The organism is Pantoea sp. sgz302252 (assembly GCF_042610525.1).
Taxonomy (GTDB): Bacteria; Pseudomonadota; Gammaproteobacteria; order Enterobacterales; family Enterobacteriaceae; genus Erwinia.
In genome coordinates, this window is sequence record NZ_JBHDVM010000002.1 from 117,714 (window position 1) to 141,327 (window position 23,614).

The 23,614-nt window shown below is 49.5% G+C and carries 14 protein-coding genes; 2 read left to right on the top strand and 12 right to left on the bottom strand.

The features are described from left to right. Positions 1-11: 11 nt before the first annotated feature. The gene (locus ACETPC_RS04620; protein ID WP_380179076.1) at positions 12-4,865 is read left to right on the top strand and encodes an ATP-binding protein; all 4,854 of its coding nucleotides are present in this window, start codon (positions 12-14) and stop codon (positions 4,863-4,865) included. Positions 4,866-4,955: 90 nt separating this feature from the next. Here the strand turns inward: ACETPC_RS04620 and ACETPC_RS04625 are convergent, their stop codons facing one another. From ACETPC_RS04625 to ACETPC_RS04645, 5 genes are all read right to left on the bottom strand, one after another. Continuing rightward, positions 4,956-7,082, bottom strand: coding sequence for a hypothetical protein (locus tag ACETPC_RS04625; RefSeq protein WP_380179077.1), 2,127 nt, complete (start codon positions 7,080-7,082; stop codon positions 4,956-4,958). Beyond that, positions 7,075-11,058, bottom strand: coding sequence for a hypothetical protein (locus ACETPC_RS04630; RefSeq protein ID WP_380179078.1), 3,984 nt, complete (start codon positions 11,056-11,058; stop codon positions 7,075-7,077). The genes ACETPC_RS04625 and ACETPC_RS04630 overlap by 8 nt, the downstream gene beginning before the upstream one ends. A gap of 553 nt (positions 11,059-11,611) precedes the next feature. After that, the gene (locus tag ACETPC_RS04635) at positions 11,612-12,793 is read right to left on the bottom strand and encodes an MFS transporter (protein ID WP_380179079.1); all 1,182 of its coding nucleotides are present in this window, start codon (positions 12,791-12,793) and stop codon (positions 11,612-11,614) included. Positions 12,794-12,876: 83 nt separating this feature from the next. Next, positions 12,877-13,425, bottom strand: a complete 549-nt coding sequence (locus ACETPC_RS04640) for a TetR/AcrR family transcriptional regulator (RefSeq protein WP_380179080.1) — start codon at positions 13,423-13,425, stop codon at positions 12,877-12,879. 254 nt (positions 13,426-13,679) lie between these two features. Beyond that, entirely contained in the window at positions 13,680-13,859 is a 180-nt protein-coding gene (locus ACETPC_RS04645) for a hypothetical protein (protein WP_380179081.1), read from the bottom strand. Positions 13,860-14,021: 162 nt separating this feature from the next. Between ACETPC_RS04645 and ACETPC_RS04650 the strand changes: the two genes are divergently transcribed. Then, positions 14,022-15,023: a PstS family phosphate ABC transporter substrate-binding protein gene (locus ACETPC_RS04650; protein ID WP_380179082.1), complete on the top strand. Its 1,002-nt coding sequence runs from the start codon at positions 14,022-14,024 to the stop codon at positions 15,021-15,023. Positions 15,024-15,099: 76 nt separating this feature from the next. On the opposite strand, the gene ACETPC_RS04655 is transcribed toward ACETPC_RS04650, so the two are convergent. From ACETPC_RS04655 to ACETPC_RS04685, 7 genes are all read right to left on the bottom strand, one after another. Next, positions 15,100-16,893 carry a DNA/RNA non-specific endonuclease gene (locus ACETPC_RS04655; protein WP_380179083.1) on the bottom strand — a complete coding sequence of 598 codons (1,794 nt, stop codon included), beginning with the start codon at positions 16,891-16,893 and terminating at the stop codon, positions 15,100-15,102. A 383-nt stretch (positions 16,894-17,276) separates the two neighbouring features. Further along, entirely contained in the window at positions 17,277-18,713 is a 1,437-nt protein-coding gene (locus ACETPC_RS04660) for a glycoside hydrolase family 1 protein (RefSeq protein WP_380179084.1), read from the bottom strand. 136 nt (positions 18,714-18,849) lie between these two features. After that, entirely contained in the window at positions 18,850-19,896 is a 1,047-nt protein-coding gene (locus ACETPC_RS04665; protein WP_380179085.1) for a YncE family protein, read from the bottom strand. A 61-nt stretch (positions 19,897-19,957) separates the two neighbouring features. Then, positions 19,958-20,380, bottom strand: coding sequence for a proofreading thioesterase EntH (entH, locus tag ACETPC_RS04670; protein WP_380179086.1), 423 nt, complete (start codon positions 20,378-20,380; stop codon positions 19,958-19,960). Then, complete coding sequence (dhbA, locus tag ACETPC_RS04675; protein ID WP_380179087.1) at positions 20,380-21,132, bottom strand: 2,3-dihydro-2,3-dihydroxybenzoate dehydrogenase; 753 nt, start codon at positions 21,130-21,132, stop codon at positions 20,380-20,382. Before dhbA ends, entH begins: the two co-directional genes overlap by 1 nt. Further along, positions 21,129-21,980 carry an isochorismatase family protein gene (locus ACETPC_RS04680; RefSeq protein ID WP_380179088.1) on the bottom strand — a complete coding sequence of 284 codons (852 nt, stop codon included), beginning with the start codon at positions 21,978-21,980 and terminating at the stop codon, positions 21,129-21,131. The genes dhbA and ACETPC_RS04680 overlap by 4 nt, the downstream gene beginning before the upstream one ends. 14 nt (positions 21,981-21,994) lie before the next feature. Next, complete coding sequence (locus tag ACETPC_RS04685; protein WP_380179089.1) at positions 21,995-23,608, bottom strand: (2,3-dihydroxybenzoyl)adenylate synthase; 1,614 nt, start codon at positions 23,606-23,608, stop codon at positions 21,995-21,997. Positions 23,609-23,614: the final 6 nt, after the last annotated feature.

A 23,614-nucleotide genomic window follows, 5' to 3' on the forward strand; every position in this document is an offset into this window, starting at 1 on the left:
GAAGGTGAAACTTGTCTAATACAAATATGAGCGGTCCCTCAAACGGTGGTGGCGCGGCAACCAGCAGCGGTATTGTCTTTCAACAACAATTAGGCGCGTTTTTCGCCGCTCAGCTCCTGAGTAATGACCCGTTGGATCCTTCATTAGTACTGGGTGATGCAGCACCTGTTCGGCTGCGTTTCGAAACTGAAGCGCCAGTTGACGATATTCTTGTGGCAACTTCTGTGGGCGGATTTCTTGCAATTCAGGCAAAAACAACGGTCCCACTTTCAGACAAAGAAAAGAGTCCTTTTTACCGGACAATTGAACAGTTCGTCCAACACTGGCTAACCTGTCGGGATGGTGATGGTTCTCTGGAATGGAACCGCCCTCTGTCGCCGGAGAAAGATCGGCTGATTTTAGCCGTAAGCATCAAAGCATCAGCGACTGTTAGGACCGAGCTTTCCGCCGCGTTACGCCATCTTTCCCAGCAAGGCCGCGGAGCTATGAATAGGAAACAGAAATCAGCGTCTGATATTTTCGAACGCTGTGTGTTGACCGCGTGGGGCCGGATTACCACGGAGCCCCGGCCATCAGATCTGTTAGCCGAACTTGCCCGTCTGATTGTCGTTCACGTTGTTGATGTTGAAAATATTGCATCAACACTTCAGATGCGACTTAGCCGCAGCCTTGCCAGAGAAACTGACTCAGCAGCAGCCTTAAGTATTCTTGTCACTACCTGTGGGGAGATAATGTCCCGACGTGGTGGCTGTGATGCATTATTATTACGTAACATGCTGGCGGGGAAAGGGATTAAACTGGCCGCACCGCCACAATATCAGGCAGATATTCATCAACTTATCCGCCACTCTCAGCACGTTGCCAATGTCTTGCATCAGTATGAAACCATCGATAATCCCTCCGGTCAGCCGCTTACTTTGCGCAGGGAATGCCAGGATGCGGTTGAGCAGGCTGTGCAGTCCGGCTCGCTATTAATTATTGGTGAACCCGGAGCCGGTAAAAGCGGAGTACTGAATGCTCTGGCACGTAGCCTGCGCAATCGTGGGGACGATGTTCTTGAACTGGCGGTTGATCACTATTCAGTTGAGTCACTCGAAGGACTGAGCCGTGAACTCCGGCTGGATCATTGTCTAACTGAAGTGCTTGAAGCATGGGATGGTACGTCTCACGGCTGGCTGATTATTGATGCACTGGATGCGACCCGTGGGGGTAAAGGTGAGGCCGTTTTTCGTCCGCTGATTGAACAGGTACTGAATCAAAAGGGGCGATGGCGCGTTATTGCTTCCATTCGCAGTTTCGATTTGCGTATGGGGATGAAGCTTCGCGATCTGTTTAAGGGTCATCCTCCAGTGGTGGAACGTGCCGATACGCAGTTTTCTTCGGTTCGCCATATTGTTATTCCACGCTGGTCAGATAACGAATTCAGCCAGTTACTGGAACAATCTTCGGCGCTGACAGCAGCACTTAAGCAGCTTTCTGACAGGTTTCGCGATTTAGCAAAAGTACCGTTTAATACACGATTGCTGGCCGACCTCGTTTCGCAATATGCGGATATTAATCTGAGTCGTATTTCATCTCAGAGCGAATTATTAAAACTCTACTGGCAGTATCGCGTTGAGAAACATGGGCTGAATGCCCGGCAGTGTCTTAAGGCTCTGGTTGATCATATGATTACCACTCGTTCACTCAGGGCTCCATCTCTGTTGACAGGCGCAGATGCCGATATGATTGATACACTCTCTCGTGAAGGCGTTGTCGTCAGAGAGGCTAGCGATCGCTGGGTACAGTTTCGTCATCATCTGCTCTTTGACTATGCTGCGGCAAAAATATCATTCAATCCTGACGCACTCATTGCGGGAACCTTGCGTTTCCCTAAACAGCAGGCTCAGGGATTGTTGCTTTCTCCCGCACTGGGTTTTGTGCTCCAGGAAATCTGGGATTATAACGAAGATCATCACGGTTTCTGGCAAGCGGTAAGTCATCTGGTTAATGATAGCGATGGCGATCCCATTATCCGTAGTTCGACAGGCCGAATTGCGGCTGAGTATCCTGTTGCACAAAATGACCTGCTCTGGCTCGCTAAACGTGTGGCAATGGACGATCGGAACGTTATTTCCACGCTCAGTCATCTCTGCGGCGCGCTAGCAATTCGGTTTGAAGATGAAAAAGAAGTGGCTCTGCTTCCGTGGGTATATCTGCTCTCTGCTTTAACGCCTGACATCAATAAAGTTGCGGAGACGTTGCGATTTCTGCTGCATCCGCTTACTAAGCAGGTGACTGATCCTGATCTACGCAATATTCTGGGTACAGCCTGCCGTGCCGTGCTTTCTTATGGCCTTAAGCAGAGTGAGCCGGGCTATTTTGTCAGAAGTGCTATACATTTCGTTGCAGATACAATCAATACCGATGTTGATGCATCTTGCCGTTTACTGGAGCAAATTATTTCCGTCAAACGTCTCCAGTGTTTTGGTTCAGATGAAATTCCCGTACTCTGTTACAACATCAAGAAAATCGCAGATCGTGCGCCTGAGTTTGTTGCCAAAGTATTCGAGTTTGTCTATCGCTACGATATCACCGAAGAACGGGAAACAACGCTAGGGAACAGCCGAATTCTGCCGTTGAGATCAAATGCCCGGCAGGATTATGAATCGGCTCGTTATTCACTCAGTGAGTTTTTCTCCCATTTTCTCGAACAACATCCCGAGCAGGCTGTTGATGCTGTCGTCAACGCTTTAAATGGATACGTTGCCCGGCGCCATCCTGTCGATTCCCCTGTGATGCATTTATCCATTTCCGGGAATGATATCTCTCTTAAGGCCGATCACAGCCACATCTGGGCGTACAATCCTACAGGCGAACACGCGCATGACGGAGAAGTACTGGTTAAGAAACTATTTCAGCATTTGAAAAGTGCAACTGAACCAGACGTGTTAGTTCTCGCAAAACTTATTCGTCAAAAAGCCTCACTGGCAATCTTCTGGGCCAGGCTCTTCCTGGCGGCAAATGAACGTAATGATAGTCTGGTTGCCTTTCTCTGGCCCATTGCAGCACAAGAAGCGTTTATCCGGAGCGAAGATACTCGTAAAGATGCTATCGATTTAGTCGGCAAAGGAATAGCCCAGCGTCCAGTAGAGGAACGGAAAATGCTGGAGAATACTGCATTCCAGTATAATTTCTCTGACTATCTTTACCCAGAAGAAGCAAAGAAACGACTATTATATCGCCTTTTCAACACGATTGGCTCAGATAATCTTTCTACTGAAGCCGCCCGGGACTTTCTGAAACACACGCTGGGGAATGATAAAATATCAGGCAATAAAAGGCTTTGCGATTTTTCTCCGGTCAACATTGGTACGGGTATACCTTATGATTTTATCGAAGGCCTGGATAGAAATGAACCAGACAATATTATGCATATCAGTTCTGTCAAAACAGCGAAAACTGCACTAGGGTTAACGACAAATAATACACTCTCATCTGAATTATCGCTAGAGGATGTTTTTAGCATTCTCGAGCCGCTTCGTGAACAACTCAATGCTGCAAATATTCATACCTATGTGCGTACAACCGCAGAGGATGTTATTGTTCGGGCCTGCGCTGCGGCTGTTGATCAGAAATTATTACCACCTGCCAATGACAACCAGGTAGATGAACTGACCCCTCATTTTTTGGACTTATTGCATATGATTTCTCGCGCAATATCTCCAACTGTCAATGAAGATACCGAGGATAATTTTGCCAACAGCGTTAGCTGGGGCTCTCCTTCGCCGAGGATTGATGCTGCACGGATTTTTCTGGATGTAATTCCTTTACGCCCCGATCTGTATGACCAATTGAAACCTGATATCGAAAGGATGCTGATTGACCCTCACCCGGCAGTTCGTCTTCAGGCATCAACACGCCTGTTAAGGTTGTGGGATATTGCTCCGGATAGCGTATGGCATTACCTGAATGAACGCGTGGAGCAGGAAATCAATATCGGCATAATAGAGCATATGGTTGGGGATGGAATCAGACGTCTGCTATATACCGACCCGACGCGTTCTTTCTGTCTTATCCAGAAACTGCTGGGACGTTTTAGTAACGATCCTGAACGTCAGCACCGTATTCGCAAGATAGTTAGCATCGATCTGGCAATTCTCTGGGGAGTCCATGAAATCAGGGAAGTATATGATATTCTTCAATGCTGGATTGTCGATCCCACGATTTATAGCCATGAACTTAAACAAATTTTATTTACATTAAGGGATGGATTCGTTCTTGGCTTTGCCGAACATAGTACACCGATGGACATTGGAATCAGACGACGGGCGTTAGATATAGCCTATAGCATTATTGATGCTGCCGGAAAAAAACTGGAAGAGTATTCACCCCGCACCGATCTGACAGAGATTGAAATGGAAGACGTAAGATGCTGTTTTGCAATTATAGACGGAGCATGTCTGCAACTTCGCTTTGTTTGTAAAGGGAAACATAATTCTAAGAAACCATTAGCAGACGAAGAACTTAAGAGATTTCTAAACGGAACTGAACTGCACATGCGGCGCATTGGTGATTGCAGCACCCCACACACTATTTACTACCTTCTGGAACTGCTGGAAACGCTTGTTCCTGTCGATCCTGCAAAATGTTTTGATCTGATGGCCCATGCATTACGTCACGGAACAAGGTTTGGTTTCCAGAACGAGCATATGGGAATGGAACAGTTGGTAAAAATGATGGGGATGTTTCTTGCCGACTATAAAATCATTTTTGAAGAAGAACACCGACGTACCTGTTTGATAGAAAGTCTGGATATTTTTATGGGTGCAGGCTGGCCATCTGCCAGGCGTTTGCTTTATAGGTTGCCGGAGTTTATTCAGTGAGCGAACAGGTTCGATATTATCCGTTTTAAAAATATTCAGGCCATAACATATGGCCTGTTCAAGAATAACCCACGTTAAACGCTGACAAAATTAGTTATGCAGCATCAGACGCGATATTTTTTCCAGAAGAGATGTCTGACTGACTTCATTATAACGGGTGGTATCGTAAGTTAAAGTTCGCAACAATAATTCAGTTGCTGGTTGCGTCATCACATCAGCCTCTTTACCGTCAAATGTTGTCGCCACCAGATTATAAACTAATGTTGCCCTATCCATAGTCTGGTTGGGCTGGTTGCTTTTAGTACAAAAAAGTAATGCTTCATTACCTCGTTTTTCAATAAAGAGTTGTTGATACTGACTGACAGCATGACTTTTAGGTTTTGGCGTTAAGTAGTAAGGCAAACATGTTTTATCCGCTGCACCAAATTTATTAATTTTATCATGATTCTCTTCTGCTACCTGAAGAGAACAACGCTCTGCAGAACCTAATAATCTCGGAATACGAACAGTATTGTATCGCTTAATCACAACCTGATTTATTGTATCAACAAGATAGAAATTATCATCGCGCAATTTATCAATACAATTGATGTTCATCCCTGGAACATTATTACGGAAAACGAACTCATCGGTATACATTTTCGGCTCTGCGATGTTCATTACGCCATGGCGGAATACTACAGGCGTAGCAACGCCATAAAAATCATTCCCTCTTCTGTTTCCGGAAGAAGAACACCGAATTGAGACAAGAATATACTCACCATCGTTAATGCTAAAACCGGTAAGTTTCTTTCTCACCAGCACAGCTTCTTTTAGCCAAAGTTCGCTGCGGATCATTTCCAACTTAGCGACAGATACAGGATTAAGAACTTTTTTAACCACTTGGGTAACAGGATCTTTTTTATTCTGCTCTATGACTTCGATATTACATCCCTGAAAGACTCGCTGATGATTTTTCTCAAACTCAAGGATAAAATCCACTTTTAGCCTTGAATAATAATCTAACAGATCTTTTTTACCTGCTTTTGCCTCATTCAGTGCCTGCCAAGTAGAGTTTAAAAAGATATCTTCACCAAGGGAAATGCTGGACCCATTTATTTTTTTAGACTGATTCAGCACCAGATAGTTAACATTTTTATCAAGATCAATAAGTTTCTGAGGTAAAATTATATCTTCTGCACCTAATTCTTTTTTCAGATAGTGAATAAATCGCTGGTGCGCTTCTGGTTCTTCGCCATTATCAAGATTGTCTATAATAACTAACGGGCGCTGAAGTACTTTGACATTGGTCGTTAAAAAGTCTAACTGACTGTGGGTTGCACAAAAAATACGTGGTGAAAAAGTGATGTCAGCCTGAGACAGGATATCACCGAGCACGCTCTGAACCAGATTTTCTGCATGATTTTTGCAGCCTGAATAAGCTTTACTGGCAAAACGCATATAGGGCATTTTCCGATATTTTCTACCATCTACTTTCTCAAGCAACTGCAATGATTTTTTGCCCTTAATCAGAATCCGACCATAATCGCTGAGTACACCAAGCTCTTCCGCCTTAGCTCTGAAGCAGATCCCTTTCAGGGTAAAAGTGAGGTCGCCATAATCCGGGCTGTAAAAGAGATCACTTTGCAATGCATCGACGTAATAGTTTCCTCTCTTGTCTGGTTCTTCTTTTTGTACGACAGCACCCAGAAAAATTTCGCTATTATAGGCCCCATGACTCACCTCAAAATACTTCCCGGCATTATCTAAAAAATGTAGTTTCAAACGCAGTCCGAGCACAGTTTGAGCAATTTTATATTGATCAAAGCCTTTTATTATTAGTTCATTAACCCATTGATGATACGGGCGAGCATCAGGTGACAGAAACATCACAAGATAGCTGTTTGCTTTTCTTAACGTTTGATACTGGAACTCCCTGTTATTCTTCACTCCCAATTTTAACGATAATATATTTTGAATTTCTCTATGCAATTCAATAAAAAAATCATCCCATTTCATGGAGTATTCTTTCACCTTGGTGATACAGATAGCATCAATTCCCCAACCATTTGTAGAGGGTAATTGCAAAAGTTTTTCCAACATTACATCTGCAGTATCATGGATATCAAAGAGCTGTGTTCGTGCTTTAGGTGCATAATCTGAAGGCTGAAGCCCCCATTCGGGAGTCATCACAACATCCGTTTCATTATGCTGTTGAGTATCCGTTACATCAGTCATAATTCACTCCTAAAAGATTAAGTAAGTATTGATTTATTCTTAATTCTGATTTTATTTTTGCATCATAAGGGTTTTTGCCATTATCTTTTTCATAAGATGAAATATTTTTAAAAAGGTTATAATAACAGATACCCTTATGGTTAGAATGTTCAGCACGAATGTTGAGGCTGTTTAAAGCATATCGGGTATTAAGATAAACAACATCAACACCATCAAACTGTGTTTTTGTTGTAACTATTTTCTGCAACTCACTGACTTTCCCCAAGGAGTCATTATGCATTTTTTTTGCTAACTGGCGGTTATTTCCTTGCATTCGCCAGTTTTTTACATCGATCGCAACAACCCGGTTCTTGTTAATGCAATAGACATCAAACAATTCATAACAATAGCTATCAAGATAGTGTGATAGCTCTTGCGGTCGGATCGGCGTAATATTCATTTCCTGGAGCACAAGGTGTAATTGCCATTCACCAATATTGCCAATCAAAAGTGGCATCAATGAAGGTATAGGGATGAATTGTTGTAAAGATTTGGCATCTACTCCCAGGATTTTTGCAAAAATACACAGTTCAGTCTCGGATGACTCCTCAGCCATGGCTTCATGATATTGGGGTAAACAATATTCCGGTTTGTATGGGTTTGCTCCTGCTGAGATATCTGTTAATCCACAACCATCTAAGGTTTTAGCCAGTATCACATTTTGCCAATCGGCAGTACGCTCCAGATAAAAATGGCTTACACAGTCGCTAAGGTAAGCATTTTTCTTAATAATTGTGTTGCGTTTCAGACGGTTCATATATGACCGAGGATCGGTAAAACTGTCCCAGTGACGTAATGCTTCATTTAACCTAATTGCATCTCGATCACCTTGTCTAGCCAGTGGCAGAATTTTATTTTTTAGTTCAGCTTCAAAATCGCCGTACATCTCCAGTGCTTTAATGACTCTATTTTCAAATTCATTACGTTGACTATCTGAAGAAAAACTGGCTTTTAATAAATCCTCTTCCGAACGTTTGAACCACAGGTGGTTATGCAGGCTCAGGGATGCAAGTAGCGGTTGTGCATCCAGGTGACGAGCCAAATCACGGAAAACGCGTAATGCATTTTGATGTACTCCTGAGGGTAAACGGATAATACCATTCATTTGGGCATCACGCCGTTCTGTACGGCCAATAGTTTGCATCGCAATTTTATGAAGCTCGACAGTATGTTCAATATCCAGTAATTGGGCAGCATCAGAATCAACTAAATCCGTATCAAAATCACCAACCTTACGAGGCACACTTCCATGGGCATAATGCTTGAGTAAGGTAATATAATTTTCCAGTGTGTTTCGCGATGGAACAGTATTAACCTGACTCCAGTAGCTACCGCAGACCATTGCTAATTCATCAAAGTCGATTTGCTCTGATTCTGCTCCTACAGGTTCTGACGGTTCCGGATAAGTGACATAATAATTAAGCCCTGTACCAGCCCCCTGGAAATGGGAAACCATGCATATTGCTAAACTTTGGTGATCAATTTGCAGATAGTCTCTTACCGGATCTTCCCGGTTGAGTTTTGAATCAAACATGACGACACGCAATCTATGTCGCTTAGCAAAAGGGGTGATTTCAAATACACGAGGTAAGTCATTCCCCCGACGTGTTTCATTGTCGAGAATGGCAACTCCACGATAAGGATTTGCACTTAACTTATTGGCACGAAGAAAATTCCCGATAATCGCGAAAAAACGGCTACTGATTCCGATACATAAAATGTGTCGGCCAGTATAGGCCGCAAGTAGCATACACTGTAACTGGCGATGAAACTCTCGTTTATGATAGCGATTGAATTGAACAGCTGTAGAGTATGGTTCGAGCATTTTTAGCCAGAAACGATATGTATTCCTGAACTCAGGTTCCTCGTTCTGCGGTAAAAATTCGAGTATCTGATCGTCAAAGACCTCCAGCACTACAGGACGATGAAGGTTTCTGTTGTCGCGAATCGCCGCCAGAGGCGAAGCAGAATCAACATCCCGTTGCCTGATGCGATAGTTCAAGTCACGGGAGTATTTACCCAGAAAAGGGCGACTGTACTGCCCATTATACGTTGCAGGGAATCCTGCTGTAGCAGACAGTAAAATAATAGTATTACATGTATTATAAAGCACCCGTAACAATGCTATCTCGGGTAACTCCTTAATTAACTCCATCCGAAATTTGAGTAATACCCATCCCCTTAGTTGTTCTGCTTCAATCCTTACCTGTTCACGTGGCGAAAGAGAAAATAAGGTTTTAGGTTGAAAATAGGTAAAAAAATCATCTATCAACTGTTCTTTCTGAGGCTCACTGGAAGATAAATGAGCTATATCTCCTTTAATACTTTGGGCTTTACGAATAAAAACAGATAATGGGTTATTCTGATTTGCCATCTCCTGCTGTGCCAGCAGATCACAAACATGTTTGGGTGTTTCTAGTCTGGCAGAGGCTAATAATAGAGCAGTCAGTGTCTGATACAGTTCATATAAGGTAAATTCATCTGGAATTTTTTTGTCATCCTCAGAAACGTAGACTTCGGTATATGAATGACGCCCATGACTACGTAAATGAATGCGACGAAGGTCTGACTCACGATAGAATCGCTGAATCTGATAACTGAAAATATTTCCAATTAATGCGATAACCTGCTCGGCATTACGGCTATCGACGACGATATCAAGCAAACTATTACGAAAGAGTCTGGTCAGCTTCTTAAGATCGAAGTCTGGTCGTAAATCACATTGGGATAAGGCTTTGTTTATCTCATCAACATAATTTTTCAGAGGGGTATACCCTGGTGCTCTTTCATCTGAAGAACATTCATCCACATATTCCAGTACACGGTGTAAAATTGCCAGTAACGAAGGAAGCTGCTGGTCGTCGTTCATTAATGTCTGGCAAACATTCTGCTGGAAGATACGGTAGGCTTCGTGCTCTTCGTCCAGAACTAATGTGAAACGAATATCACGTTGTGCAAAAGGTGAGTCTTCGTCGGTTATCCAATATTGCTCTTTTAAGCTCTCAATTCGCTGTGGATTAGTCTGGTTAGCAATCTCGCCTAACGGATTTACTTTGAGGCTTTTTTTCTGGCCCAAAACGTGGTCCAACGGCTGTGAACTCCGATGATAGCCGCCTTCTTTATCGCGTTTCAATAACAGCACACTACCATCGAACTTTTTCGTCGTGGCCAACAGGATACATCGGCGATACAGTGCAATCTGAAACGGGAAAAGATGTTTAACCATTTCCGTAGCCAGTGCATATCGAGGGTTAGTCGCTTCCTCATCAAGTAAAGCCGCTAGATCCTGGTTCAAAGCATTAAGCATCGCCACAGTCGCTTCCTGTAAGCGACCTGCTAAATGAAAACTATTGAGACGTAACTCATCCTCCAGACGTTTTTGTTCAAACGTTGCCCCCACTTTAATCTCTGTTTCCAGACGCACTTCCAAACTATTACGAGCATCAACTTCAGCTTTCAGGCGTTGAAAAATAAGCTGAATTTCACCGGACATCAATTTGTTAGCTTGCTTGATCCAGCGACGATAACGTTCCCGGTTTGTAGGTGTTTTCCCTTGAGGAGATTTGACCCATGACGTAAAACCAAGATCTGCTATATCCCCTTGCGAAAGATAAGGTAACAATTCAATCTTCTTATCTCGGGCGCAAGCGATGAGTTGTTCCGGGATGTCAATTTGTGATTTCAACGGTGTGATAAACACCAGATTGCGATGACTATTGCCAGGGTTGATTGCTGGATTTACGCTTTCGATGTATTGAGCGAAAACGTTATAGCTTTTACCGCTCGCCGTACCATCCTGTGACTGAATCAGTAGTGGTACATCGGCTTCGGTAAAGGCGTAAAACGTACCAGCCTGTTTTCTTGCTGCGGTAATGGCTTCTCTGACACTTTGTGGTAATGGTAGATGTCGGGATTGGTGATTTTGTTCGGACTGCATATCTTCAATTCCTTCTGGCATAACTGCATTTTAGAAATCATGCGTGAATTCTAAAGGTGGTACGGCCATCTATTATGCTACGCTCAATCACTAGTATGATGGTTGTTAAGTGCGCATTTCACCTGACATTATGCAAATGTCAGAAACTTAAGGGCCATACTTTTTATATGCTTAAAAATTCATGTCTGCTGCTGATTGATTTGCTTGGGATTGATTCATATCTCACCTCTGAGCTACGTCTGGATGTGCGGGTATATATATGGTCTAAATGATAAGTTAATCCATTGTGCCTGGCTGGCATGACGGAAGTAAAAGTCAGTGGTAAAGAGGTGGTAATTCTGGTGGTTTTGACAACCCTAACTTTTATTTTTACTTTATTAATAGGAAATTTAATGGAAACTACAATCCTATTCAGAGGAGGGGGCTTTTTGCTGTGGCGCCTGCTGCCTGAGCCTTTAGCGGATGAGCGCAACATTTTTTGCCGTATGCGGTGATTTGACTCTTTCTGTCATCAGCAGCAAAGCAGCATCAATCAATAACCGGAGGCGGCATGTTATCCAGCCCTTCGTTTATTCCCTGCCGCACCGGCGCAAAGCAGCGCCAGCAGTACCATTGCCAGCACCGGCAACATCGCCATACGCAGGCCCGCATGCTGGCCAATAAAACCCAGTCCCGGTGGCCCAACCAGGAATGCCATATAGCCAAGCGTTGCGGCAATAGTTACCCGCACCGCGCTGTTTGCTCCGTCACCTGCGGCGGAAACGGTCAGCGGGAAGCCTAACGACGCGCCGATGCCCCAGAACAATACTGCTGCGGCAGCCAGCCATTCGTTATTGGAAAAAATAACTAACGACAGCCCAAACGCGGCAGAAAATGCGCTGATGCGCAGCACGCCTACACGGCCTAAACGGTCGACCACATAGCCGCCCAGGAAACGGCCTGACGTCATTCCTGCCGTAAAGCCCGCATAGACCAGCGTGCTTTCGGTAGGGGTAAGGTTATGGCCGTCAATCATCAGCAAGGGCAACCAGTCATTAGCGGAGCCTTCTGCCAGCGCCATTGCCAGAATAACCACGCCAAGGATGAGCAGTTGACGGTCGCGCAGCTCATTTTTTACCTGGCTAATAAAACTGCCGCGATTCCCTTGCTCATGGCGCTCGCTGTCGCTAAAAGCAGGGAGATGGCGTAAAGCAACAGAGGCAACGGTAATAATGATCAGCAGCACGGCGGTAAAATGCCAGTTGATATCAATACCTGCCGCAGTCGCCGCCAGGCCTGATATCGCCCCGACCAGCGTGCCTAAACTGAAAAAACCGTGGATAACGGTCATAATCGAGCGGCCGATATGGCGCTCAAAAGCTGCGCCTTCGACGTTGATAACCACGTCAATCAGCGCCGTGCCGCCGCCTAATAAAGCAAGGCTTGTAAATACGCCGTATTGGCTTTGCAATGCCAAGCCTACACACATGACTATCAGGCCGCACAACAGCAGCAATAAGCCTTTACGCATTACGCTGCGGGTTCCCCACTGCATAATCAGCCGTCCCGCCAGCACGACGCCCAGCATAGATCCGCAGGAAAAACCAAATAAAATCAATCCCATTACTTCCGTTGAAGCATGAAGAAGGTCGCGCATAAACGGCGTGCGGCTAACCCATGATGCCCAGGTAAATCCGGGCAAAAACATCAGGCCGTAGATGGCCCATTTTTCGCGCAGCAGCTGCCGTTGTTGCATGATTACCCCTGATTCGTACATTTGTACGACTAGATAGTACAACAAAGGATTTTTACGGAGCAAGCGATCGATAGCGGATGATTTTAGTTTTTATCGCATCGGGACGAGGCTATTTTGTTGACGGTATTAAGGATGATTTTGCGATCCACAGGCGTATCGTTAAGAAGATTGTGGATCGTGAAACCTTCGATCAGCGCATCCAGCGCACAGGCTGTTTCAAACGGAAAAGCAAGATGCAGGGATTTTCTGCTGCGCGCCATCCATTCCTGCAATAGCAAGCGAAAATTGTCTTTCCGCGCCGCCAGAGAGTAAAGTTCGAAGCTCAGCACAAGGTGTCTTCTGCTGGCCCAGATATCGCCACAGATGAGATCGACCACCGCCTCGCAGGCGCTGGCTTTATTTGAGGCCGCGCTCATACGCTCAAAGAAGCTGCGACTGATATTATCAATCATCCAGGTAAAGGCTCCCAGCAACAAGCTCTCTGTATGGGGAAAATGATATGTCAGGGTTCCCGGTGACAGCCCCGCCTCTGTAGCCACGCGCCGCCAGGTTATGCCGCGAATCCCTTCCTGCACCATCACGGTCAGCGTGGCTTCGTAAATTTCTTCTTTTGTAGTGGAACTTGCTGCCATTAGCGTTTTCTCAGCTTAAAAAGAGTCATTATACAGTTACTACAATGCTGCACAGGTAACCAACTTCACCACTCACTATTTGCGTCCTCGACAAGGAAGTCAATAATATGGATATCGACGAACAAAGAAATAAATCAGACCGGGATCAAACACTTATATTTGTCGTAACCACTGTTATTTTACCCGTGTTGATACAGGTTCTGCTGGCTATTTTTATTGCTTCGCCAATGAGTTATCAGCTGAGATGGATTGCCTTAGAGGTGGTCTTCAGTGGAATAGCAGCCATAGTCGCTTTCACGCTCGGCCTGCTTTGGGTACCGGCCAGGCTTTCTGATAATTTTCTGCTGCGCTACCGGCCCATATTTGTTCCCTGCTTTTATTATCTGCTGGTCTGGATCGGAGCAATGTTCATCAGCGGCGGTGATTTTACTCATTCGGTATTTTCCATAGTTTTCTTCCTTTACCTGCCCTTTATATTTATTAATTTTCTGGCGCTATTTTCAGGGCAATATTGGCTATTTATCCTGATCCCGCTGTTCTGTTATGCCTTTCTTGCCGCAGGCTTGGTGGTAAGGGCAAAACGGCGCGGCAAAACAGTGGCCGTGGCTCGTGGACGCAGAACCTGCCTGGCGATATTTTCCCTTCTGCTGGCCGTAACGGCTGGTCAGGGTTATCTTCATAAACGTTTTTTAGTTCGCGAAGAAGATGAACAAACGTTTACTGAAACCATTAGCCTGAAAGACCGGGCGCCCTTTACTGCCGATAACCGACTTATACCGCTTTCTTCTCCCGCCACGCTCGCTATCAGTAGCGACTGGCCGCGGGTCGACGGCGCTACCGCCGCTTATCCTGTGTATGCATCTGCGGTACAGGCACTTTATAAGGGATTAGACGAGCACACCGTTTTTCCCTATATCGCGCAAAGCAGAACATCTGCGGCTTACAGAGCTTTAATTGCCAACAGAGCGGATTTAATTTTTGTCGCCCAGCCCTCAATATTACAAAAGCAGATGGCCGCGGAAAATAACCTCAAGCTGCGCCTTATTCCCGTTGCTAAAGAGGCTTTCGTGTTTATCGTCGATAAAGACAACCCGGTAACCAACCTTTCCGTTGAGCAATTACGCGCTATTTATTCTGGCGAGATCGATAACTGGCGCAAGGTTGGCGGGCCATGGCGAAAAATTATTCCCTGGCAGCGGCCGGAAGGTTCGGGTAGCCAGACCGTTATGCTGGACAAGGTAATGAAAGGGATCAAAATGCGCCCGCCGCTGAAAACTGAAGTGGCTGGCGGCATGGGCGGCATCGCACGCCGCGTTGCCGACTATCAGCATTCTCCCGGCTCGCTGGGTTACTCTTTTCGCTTTTATGTCAGCCAAATGGATCGCCAGGAGAGGCTGCGGCTGCTTTCCGTTAACGGCATCGCACCCACACCAGAAAATATTCGCAACGGCAGCTATCCCTTTACTGTCGAGCTTTATATGGTGACCGTCCGCCAGCCCTCGCTCAATACGCAAAAGCTGATCGACTGGTTTCTTAGCCCACAGGGGCAAAAACTGATAGCGGATACCGGTTATGTGCCGATCGGCCCTGTTGAATAACCGGATGGTAAATCAGTAATAATCGTGCAGCCTGGCCAGAGCGTAACTCATATCGCGTCGGGCCAGGCCAGTTAGCCTAAAGCAAATCCTCCCAGGTCATAATCAGCTTCGCGGGCAGCGGCTGCGCCAGTAAAGATTCATCAGGCTGCCAGCTTTCCCAGTCGCGGAAGGCGGCGAAGTTTAACCCTGTCAGCTTTTCAAGCGCGCTTACCGTTACGCGATATTCATCCACATTCGGACGCGCGTTTGTCGCCTCCGGCAGCAATCGTCTCGGCTCATCCAGCAAATCGGCCTGGCTGACCAGCAGCGCGGTCGCCTGCGGTTTGCCCGCCGGGCCGATACGCAGCACCACTTTCCAGAACAGCAAAGGGACTTTCCAGTCTGCATATTGCCGCCACTGTTCATTGAGTACCGGGCCGGTCAGCACGGTGATTTTCCGCTTTGATTCCAGCACGCCGTACTCCAGGATATAGCGTTCCACGCCCTGCCAGTATTGCTGGCTCTGATTGAAGCGGAAGTGCTGCGGCGAGCAGTTGGTAAAATGGAAGGTGTCTTTGTTGGCGCGTACCGCTTCCGCCGCCGTGCCCCAGGTAGGATCGCTGCGCCGGGTAAGATGGCCGCGATCGAACCAGCGGCTGTATTCGCTGTAAAAAGCCTGGCCGGTGACGTAGCGGCTGTCGATGCGGCTGTCTTCAACCCAGCGGTCTGCCTCTTCCAGTAGCGAAGGCTGGCCGCTGCCGCGATCGATGGAGATATAGCTTGCGCCGTCGATATTAGTCGCGGTAACAAAGGCCAGCCGCCGGTCGGCGTTCATCAGCAGCGAGAAATGTTCATAGTTAAGCTGCGCCTCCGCTCCTTGTTTACCGTCACGCAATGGCGCTACTTCTGCCGCGCGCGGCGCGATAATTTCCGCCAGATTGATTGGCGCACCTTCCAGGAAATTGGGCTGGTAGCCATCGCGATTGCCGTAGTTTCCCTCCGGCGTAGCGGCTGCGGCAAGCGGCTTGTCGGTAGCGGTTAACGCCTGCATCAATGAATTCTGCTGCGCTGCTGGCAGCTTCGGCAGTTCGCCTTTCAGCCAGTCGCTAATAGCGCTGATGCGGACGCCTTCGTTTACCCAGCCGTCGTCGCCCTCTACGCCGCCGTGATGCAGCGCCACCAGCTGCCAGCTGTCATTAAAGACCGGCGCGCCAGAAGAGCCGCCGTCGGTATCGGCCGCATAGTGCAATAACTGCTCGTGGCGGGCCAGCAGCGCGTTGTTACGTAGAGTAATTTGCTGCGGCGCGCCGTTGGGATGATGGATCAGATTAAGACTGATGCCCAATGCATGCTTATCGTTGCGATCGTTTAATGCGACAGGCCGTGGCGTGGCGCCGCTGCCGCTGATAACTTCCCCAAGCGCGACCAGAGTGCAATCCAGTTCACTGGTCGGGCTGGTAAGCCAGAAGCGATCGGCATCCAGGCTAAAGGTAACGCCATCTTCCAGATTGCCCTCCTCCGTGCGTCGCCAGCCGAACTGCACTGACATTCGCCCCTGCGCAGGCGGCTGCGGCAGCAGATGATGATTGGTCACCACCAGCCCGCCGTGGATAAGAAAGCCGCTGCCTTTGGGCATGCCGTCTTCCCGCAGCATAGCCACTGCCTGCGCGCAATTCAGCCCCTGCGATAAAAATGCTACCGGCAGCAGATCGTTGCTTTCGCCGGTGATAACACCCTGCCGCAGATGCTGCTGAAAAGCATAACGCTGCGCACGGGCTGGATCTGTTTCCGCCTGTTGGCCTTCTGCCAGCGCTTGACGGGTGCTCTCGCGCTGCTGTTGAGTTAATGCAAGACGTGCAGCAATTAAGGTTTGATGGTCCTGGCCGCTCATCGGCTCCTCCATGGGAAAGTGTTAGCCTCACTTAACCATAGCCGCTACGGTTGGCCGGATGATGACAGCCGGACAGATTTTTACATTATATCTATGCTGGTTTCCGGAAACGAAAAAACAAGGCCGCCGCAGGCGGCCCAAGGTTGATGACAAACCCCAGGTCGCGTTTAAATCAGCGACAGAGCAGCAGAGGCAGATCGGAACACGGACACGCCGTGAATACTTCCATGTAGGCTCGGTTGGCGCGTCCATGCGCCAAACGGTCCGCTTATCCGCTCAGCCTCTGCCGCTATCAAGCTGCCGTGTTGCGGTAAAAAAAGCTAAAGTCCAGAAACAGTTTAGGTTTGTCAGCAGTCTGAGGCCGCCAGCGGCGGCCCCATCGTTTAGCTCAGATCGCTGCCGTTGCTGGCGATGACTTTCTGATACCAGTAAAAGGATTTTTTCTTGTAGCGGTTGCCGGTGCCGGAGATAGCGTCATCCAGATCGACATAGATAAAGCCATAGCGCTTACTCATCTCGCCGGTGGACATACTCACCAAATCGATACAGCCCCACGGCGTATAGCCCATCAGCTCAACGCCATCTTCGATCGCTTCGGCCATCGCTTCAATGTGCTGACGCAGATAGTTGATGCGGTAATCGTCCTCAACCCGGAAATTTTCATCCGGCCTATCAATAGCGCCCAGGCCGTTTTCAACAATAAACAGCGGTTTCTGGTAACGGTCGTAAAGCTGATTCAGCCCAATACGCAGGCCAACGGGATCGATCTCCCAGCCCCAGTCGCTGGCCTCCAGGAACGGATTACGTGCGCCGCCCAGCAGATTGCCCTTCGCGTTAGCTTTTTCGGCATCCGTTTTGTTGATGGTGGTGGACATGTAGTAGCTGAAACCGATGTAGTCCACGGTATGCTCTTTAATCAGCGCCATATCGCCCGGCTGGATATCCAGCTCCACGCCCTGCGACTTCCACAGGCTTTTGGCGTAGTAAGGGTATTCGCCTTTCGCCTGCACATCGGCGCAGTAAAAGTTAAACAACTGCGTCTCTTTCAGCGTGGCGAGCTGGTTCAGCGGATGACAGTCGTAGGCATAGGCGGTGGCGTGGATCACCATGCAGCCAATCTGAATAGCGGGATGGGTTTCGTGCGCGATTTTCACCGCCATACTGCTGGCGACAAACTGGTTATGCCATGCCTGAAACTTCGCCTGCGCCTCCAGCGCGCCGGTTTTTACCGTCAGGCTCTGGCTCATCATTGGGAAGTGTACCGCGCTGTTGATCTCGTTAAAGGTCATCCAGTACTTCACTTTCTGGCCGTAGCGTTCCAGCACCGTGCGGGCAAAGCGCTCAAAGTGGCCAATTACCTCGCGGTTTTTCCAGCCGCCGAATTCGGTCGCCAGATGCAGCGGCATTTCGTAATGCGAAATCGTAATCACCGGCTCAATGCCATGCGCAAGGCAGCAGTCAATCACTTCGTCGTAATGACGCAGGCCCGCCTCGTTAGGCTGCTGCTCGATGCCGTTTGGATAGATGCGCGTCCAGGCGATGGAAAAGCGATAGCATTTGAAGCCCATCTCTTTAAACAGCGCGATATCCTCGCGGAAGCGATGATAATGGTCGATGCCTTTATGATTGGGATAAGTGTAGCGAGAGGTATCAAGGGTAAAATCAAAATCGGGCGAGGAGACGATAGCCAGGCGCGACTTGCCGCCGGGAATGGCGTCCACGATAGAAAGCCCTTTGCCCTCCTCGTTATAGGCGCCTTCAACCTGATTCGCGGCGGTCGCGCCGCCCCACATAAAGCCTTGCGGAAACCTTTCTTTCATTGCATGCGTCCTTTTTAAAACGGGAAGTTTTAACGAATCGGTATGACAAATTCAGTACGGAATAAGCAGATTTTAAAGCAAAAGCGGGAGGGTCGACAGGCTAATATGCCCTGGCACTTTGGCCAGGGCGAAAGGTTTACAGCTTAACGCGCAGCACTTCGTCAGGAGCAGTGGCTTCCTGCTTGCGGGAAGAAGCCTGTTTAACAGAAATGTAGAGCGTCTGGCCATCTGCCGACAGCGCCAGGCTGTTTGGATGGGTCGGCGCCTTGATGGTTTTCAAAACTTTATAGGTTTTGCCATCGATAATGCTGACCTCGCCCGCTTCACGGTGAGTAACATAAATTTCATTGCGCTGCGGGTTAAACAGCACCGCCAGCGATTTTGGCACCGCGACTTTTTGCAGTACTTTGCCGTCGTTGGTATCAACCACCAGCAGCTCTGCCTGTTTAGAATCGGTGATAAAAGCGCGATGCGTAGCCGGATCCAGGCTGATATTCAGGAAAAAGTGTTCGCCTTCTGCCAGCTTCACTTTTGACAGCAGTTTGTTGCTGGCGGTGTCAAAGGTAAACAGCTCGTTGTCGCCGCCAGTGGCGTAAAGGCGGTGCGCAGCACTATCCAGCGCCAGGCCGGTTGCGCGTTTGCCTAAGCCTTCCAGCGTGTGGCTCAGCGTCAGCTTGTCGCCATCTATCACCCAAATCTGGCTCTCTGCGCCAACGCCGCTGACGTACAGGGTATTGGTACTTTCATCTACCGCCAGTTCGCGTGGCGCCAGCGGACGGAAATCTTCGCTGCGTGGGCGATTGTCCAGCAGCAGCCTGCCTTTTACCTCGCCGCTTTTTACGTCAATTGCCGTAACCGTACTGTTCAGCGTGTTGCCGACAAACAGCGTGTCCGTTTTATTGTTGATAGCGGTGCCGAACGGCTTCAGATCGTTATGAATAGCCTGGGTGATGGCCAGCGTCTGCGGATCCAGACGGTAAACCACGCCGCCTTTATCCAGCTGGCGACTGCCGGAAGTCGCCACATAGAGCGCCTGCTGCGACGGGCTGAAAGCCATCTCATAAGCGCCTTTGGCGACGGGCTGGCGTAGCGGTTCAGCAGTTTCGCTGTGGGCAGGGATTGCGGCGGCAAACAGCGCCAGCGTTAACAGGTAGCCTTTTCCGCGGCTGAAATTAATAGTCATATTCTCTCCATGTAACCCAATTATCGTCAGTAAAACGGCCCGCTAATGCAGGCCGAAAAAGTTAGCCCAGTATCGCCGTGGTCAGCCGCGAGGTGCAGCAGCGCCTGCCCCGCTCGTCATAAATGGCGATTTCCCAGGTTTGCTGGCTTCTGCCCAGATGTAACGGCTGGCAAACGCCGCGCACCAGACCGCCAGTAACAGCGCGATGATGGCTGGCGTTGATTTCCGTGCCGACTATGCACTGCCCTTCCTGGCTGGTGAGAAAACCCGCCATTGAGCCTAAAGTTTCTGCCAGCGCTACCGAAGCACCGCCGTGCAGCAGGCCGAAAGGCTGATGGGTACGCTGGTCGACCGGCATGCTCGCCTCCAGCTTGCCTTCCTCCAGCACGGTAAAAAGGATGCCGAGATGGGCGACCATCGAGCCTTCGCCCATGCGGTTAAGCTCATCCAGACTGAGCTGTCGTTGCCAGATTGATTTTGTCATTACGCCCCCAAGGTGCTGCCGCCGTCGATAACGATATCCTGCATCGTAATGTGGCTGGCTTGATCGGAGGCAAGGAACAGAATGGTGTTAGCGATCTCCTGCGGGCGAGCTATTTTGCCCAGCGGGATGCCAACTTTAAACTGCTCCGCAAAGCCACGGATACGCTGCTGCTCGGCATCCGGGCTTTTCCACAGCGTGCGCTGCATATCCGTATCGGTTGAGCCTGGCGACACCAGGTTGCAGCGTACGCCAAAGGGTGCCAGCTCCAGGCCAACGGTCAGGCTAAGGCTACGCAGCGCGGCTTTGGATGCGCCATAGGCGGACATACCGATACGCGGACAGTGCGCCGCATCCGAAGCTACGGTGACGATAGCGCCGTGACGCTGCTGGCGGAACAGAGGCATAGTCTGTTGAAAAATGTTGAATGCGCCGCCTGCGTTAACAGCCATAACAGCCTGCCAGTCCGCGACTTCCAGCTCGTCGGTCGCGCCCATTCTCAGGATGCCTGCGCTGTTAACCAGCACATCCAGCCGTGGCGTTTCCGCCAGTAGCCGCTGGCAGACTTCTTTTACCTGCTGCGCGTCCGCCACGTTCAGTTCAGCGGTTTGAAAAGCATATTCCGCCTCCGGAAAAGCGAGATCTAACCCGATCACGTTCGCGCCCGCCTGGTGGAAGGCCAATGCGGTTACGTAGCCGATCCCTTTTCCGGCGCCGGTTACCCAGACGTTTTTACCGGTAAAATCGAAGCTCATGCGCGCTCCCGCGACAGCAGACGCCACCAGGCTGCCAGCGTTGGTTCTTTCGCCAGCATCACAAAGTCGATATCGCTGTAGGCTTTACGCCAGCGCGCCGCCAGCGCCATCATGCGCACCGAATCCAGACCGTAATCAATCAGGTTTTCGTCATCTTCCGGCGTTTCGTCCTCGTCCAGCATCGGCTGTACCAGCGCGCGCAGTTGTTCCATGCTCAGCGGCACCGGCAGCAGATCTTCCGTCATCACCACTTTGCCAGCGCGGCCAGCGGTGTATTTCAGCGCCATCAGATGCTCTTCGCGGCTGAAGTCCGCCAGCGCATCTGCCACCATGAAAGGCTGGATGTCGCGCATAAAGGCGTCGATTGCGGTAGTCAGGCAGCCGATATGGGCATAGACGCCGCAGATAATCAGCTGGTCGCGGCCGGTTTCTTTCAGATGCTGTTCCAGCGGCGAGCGATGGAAAGCGCTGTAGCGCCACTTAACCAGCACTTCGTCGCCCTCTTCCGGCGCCAGTTCGGCTACCACTTTTTGCTGTTCGGGGTGTTTGTTCAGGCCCGGTCCCCACATATCGTTCAGCAGCGCGCGATCTGCATCGCTCTGGTGGTTTGGCTGCGCGGTGTAGTAAACCGGAATGTTGTTCTGGCGGCAGTACTGGCGCAGCGCGGCGATATTGCTGATGACCTGTTTGATCATCGGGCAATCTTCGCCCCAGAAATTAATAAAGTAGTTCTGCATATCGTGAATTAGCAGCGCGCCACGGGAAGGCTCAAATGTCCACTTTACCTTGTTTTCAGGCAGATCGGCTGCAACGGGCAGAGCATAAGCTTTCAGTGCAGGAATAGTCATTTTCTCTCCAGAGATTAGTTGGTCTGGCTGGCGGCCAGCTGTTGACGCAGCAATTTTTTGTCCACTTTACCGACAGGAGTCAGCGGCAGTTCGTCAACAGTTTCAATTCGATCGGGTAATTTATAATCCGCTACGCCCAGCTCTCGCAGATAGCGACGGATCTCCACGGCGCGCACCGGGCGCTTGCCGACGATAAAGGCGCAGCTTTTTTCGCCCAGCAGACTGTCTTCCATCGAAACCAGAGCGACATGCAGAATGGCTTCATGGCGCAGCAGCAGGTTTTCGATCTCTTCGGCAGCAATTTTTTCGCCGCCACGGTTGATCTGGTCTTTTTCGCGGCCCTGCACGCAGATGTAACCATCCGGCGTGATGGAAATAAGATCGCCAGAGCAGTAAAAACCGTTGGCATCAAAGGATTTGGCATTGTGATCCGGGCTGCGGTAGTAGCCACGGAAAGTGTACGGGCCACGCGTCATCAGCCTGCCAGTTTCGCCCGGCGGCAGCGGATTCCCCTGCTCATCCGCGACCCATACTTCGTCATCCGGGCTCATCGGCTTGCCCTGGGTTGAGAAGACGTGCCACTCATCATCATTAAGCTGGGTATAGTTGACCAGGCCTTCCGCCATGCCGAAGACCTGCTGTAGCTGACAACCCAGCTCGGCAGGAATACGCGCTGCCAGCGCTTCGCTTAAACGCGCGCCGCCGACCTGCAGCAGCTGCAGCGAGCTGAGTGCTCTGTTGGTGCCCCACTCCTGGATCGCCTGCAGCCAAAGGCTGACCGCTGGCGGTACCAGCGCCGTTACGGAAATCTGATGTTTTTCAATTAGCGGGAAGCAGAGGTTGGCACTGGGATCGCTCGCCAGCACCACGCAGCCACCGCCGTAAAAGACCCCGAAAGCGCCTGGCGAGCTGAGCGGATAGTTGTGTGCAGCAGGCAACGCGCAGAGGTAGCGAGTTTTTTCGCTAAAGTGGCAAACTTCAACGCTGCGGCGGATGCTGTAGTAGTAGTCATTATGCGTGCGCGGGATTAACTTAGGCGTACCTGTGCTGCCGCCGGAAAGCTGGAAAAACGCCACTTCATCAGCGGCCGAAGGCGCGGCAACAAAATCTTCTTTCGCTTCGTTGATTAATGCCTCAAGCGAGGTGTCGCCTTCGCGCGCGTTGCGCAGCACCACTTCGCGCAGAGACGGGCAGCGCTGGCGCAGCGGCACTAAATAGTCATCGGTAGCGAACAGACCATGCTGGCGATCGGCGATCAGCAAAGCTGGTTCGATCTGGCTGGCATAGGCATCCAGCTCCTGACGCTGATGGCTGAACAGCGCGTTAACCGGGGCTACGCCGATTTTCAGCAGCGCAAACAGCGTGATATAGAATTCGGCTACGTTGCCCAACTGCACCAGGGCCGTATCGCCGCACTTCAGGCCGCGACGCTGCAAAGCGGCGGCCAGGCGATCGCTGGCGGCTTCCAGCTGCTGATAGCTGTATTCACGGTCGCCGTCGATCAGCGCCGTCTGCGGGCTTGCGGCGTGGCGGGTCAGGATATCGGTTAGCGGCAGATCCAGCCAGTAACCTTTTTCACGGTAGCGGGCAGCGAAGTCGGCTGGCCAGCGGGAATAAGAGATAGTCATAAAATA

Bases quoted from the DNA above. Each gene is read 5' to 3' on its own strand.
- ACETPC_RS04630 (WP_380179078.1), bottom strand. From the start codon at position 11,058: ATGCAGTCCGAACAAAATCACCAATCCCGACATCTACCATTACCACAA.
- entH (WP_380179086.1), bottom strand. From the start codon at position 20,380: ATGACAAAATCAATCTGGCAACGACAGCTCAGTCTGGATGAGCTTAAC.
- ACETPC_RS04625 (WP_380179077.1), bottom strand. From the start codon at position 7,082: ATGACTGATGTAACGGATACTCAACAGCATAATGAAACGGATGTTGTG.
- ACETPC_RS04685 (WP_380179089.1), bottom strand. From the start codon at position 23,608: ATGACTATCTCTTATTCCCGCTGGCCAGCCGACTTCGCTGCCCGCTAC.
- ACETPC_RS04655 (WP_380179083.1), bottom strand. From the start codon at position 16,893: ATGAGCGGCCAGGACCATCAAACCTTAATTGCTGCACGTCTTGCATTA.
- ACETPC_RS04660 (WP_380179084.1), bottom strand. From the start codon at position 18,713: ATGAAAGAAAGGTTTCCGCAAGGCTTTATGTGGGGCGGCGCGACCGCC.
- ACETPC_RS04640 (WP_380179080.1), bottom strand. From the start codon at position 13,425: ATGGCAGCAAGTTCCACTACAAAAGAAGAAATTTACGAAGCCACGCTG.
- ACETPC_RS04665 (WP_380179085.1), bottom strand. From the start codon at position 19,896: ATGACTATTAATTTCAGCCGCGGAAAAGGCTACCTGTTAACGCTGGCG.
- ACETPC_RS04645 (WP_380179081.1), bottom strand. From the start codon at position 13,859: ATGAGTAAAATCACCGCCGCTGATGAACATTGCTCCGATCCAGACCAG.
- ACETPC_RS04680 (WP_380179088.1), bottom strand. From the start codon at position 21,980: ATGACTATTCCTGCACTGAAAGCTTATGCTCTGCCCGTTGCAGCCGAT.
- ACETPC_RS04635 (WP_380179079.1), bottom strand. From the start codon at position 12,793: ATGCAACAACGGCAGCTGCTGCGCGAAAAATGGGCCATCTACGGCCTG.
- dhbA (WP_380179087.1), bottom strand. From the start codon at position 21,132: ATGAGCTTCGATTTTACCGGTAAAAACGTCTGGGTAACCGGCGCCGGA.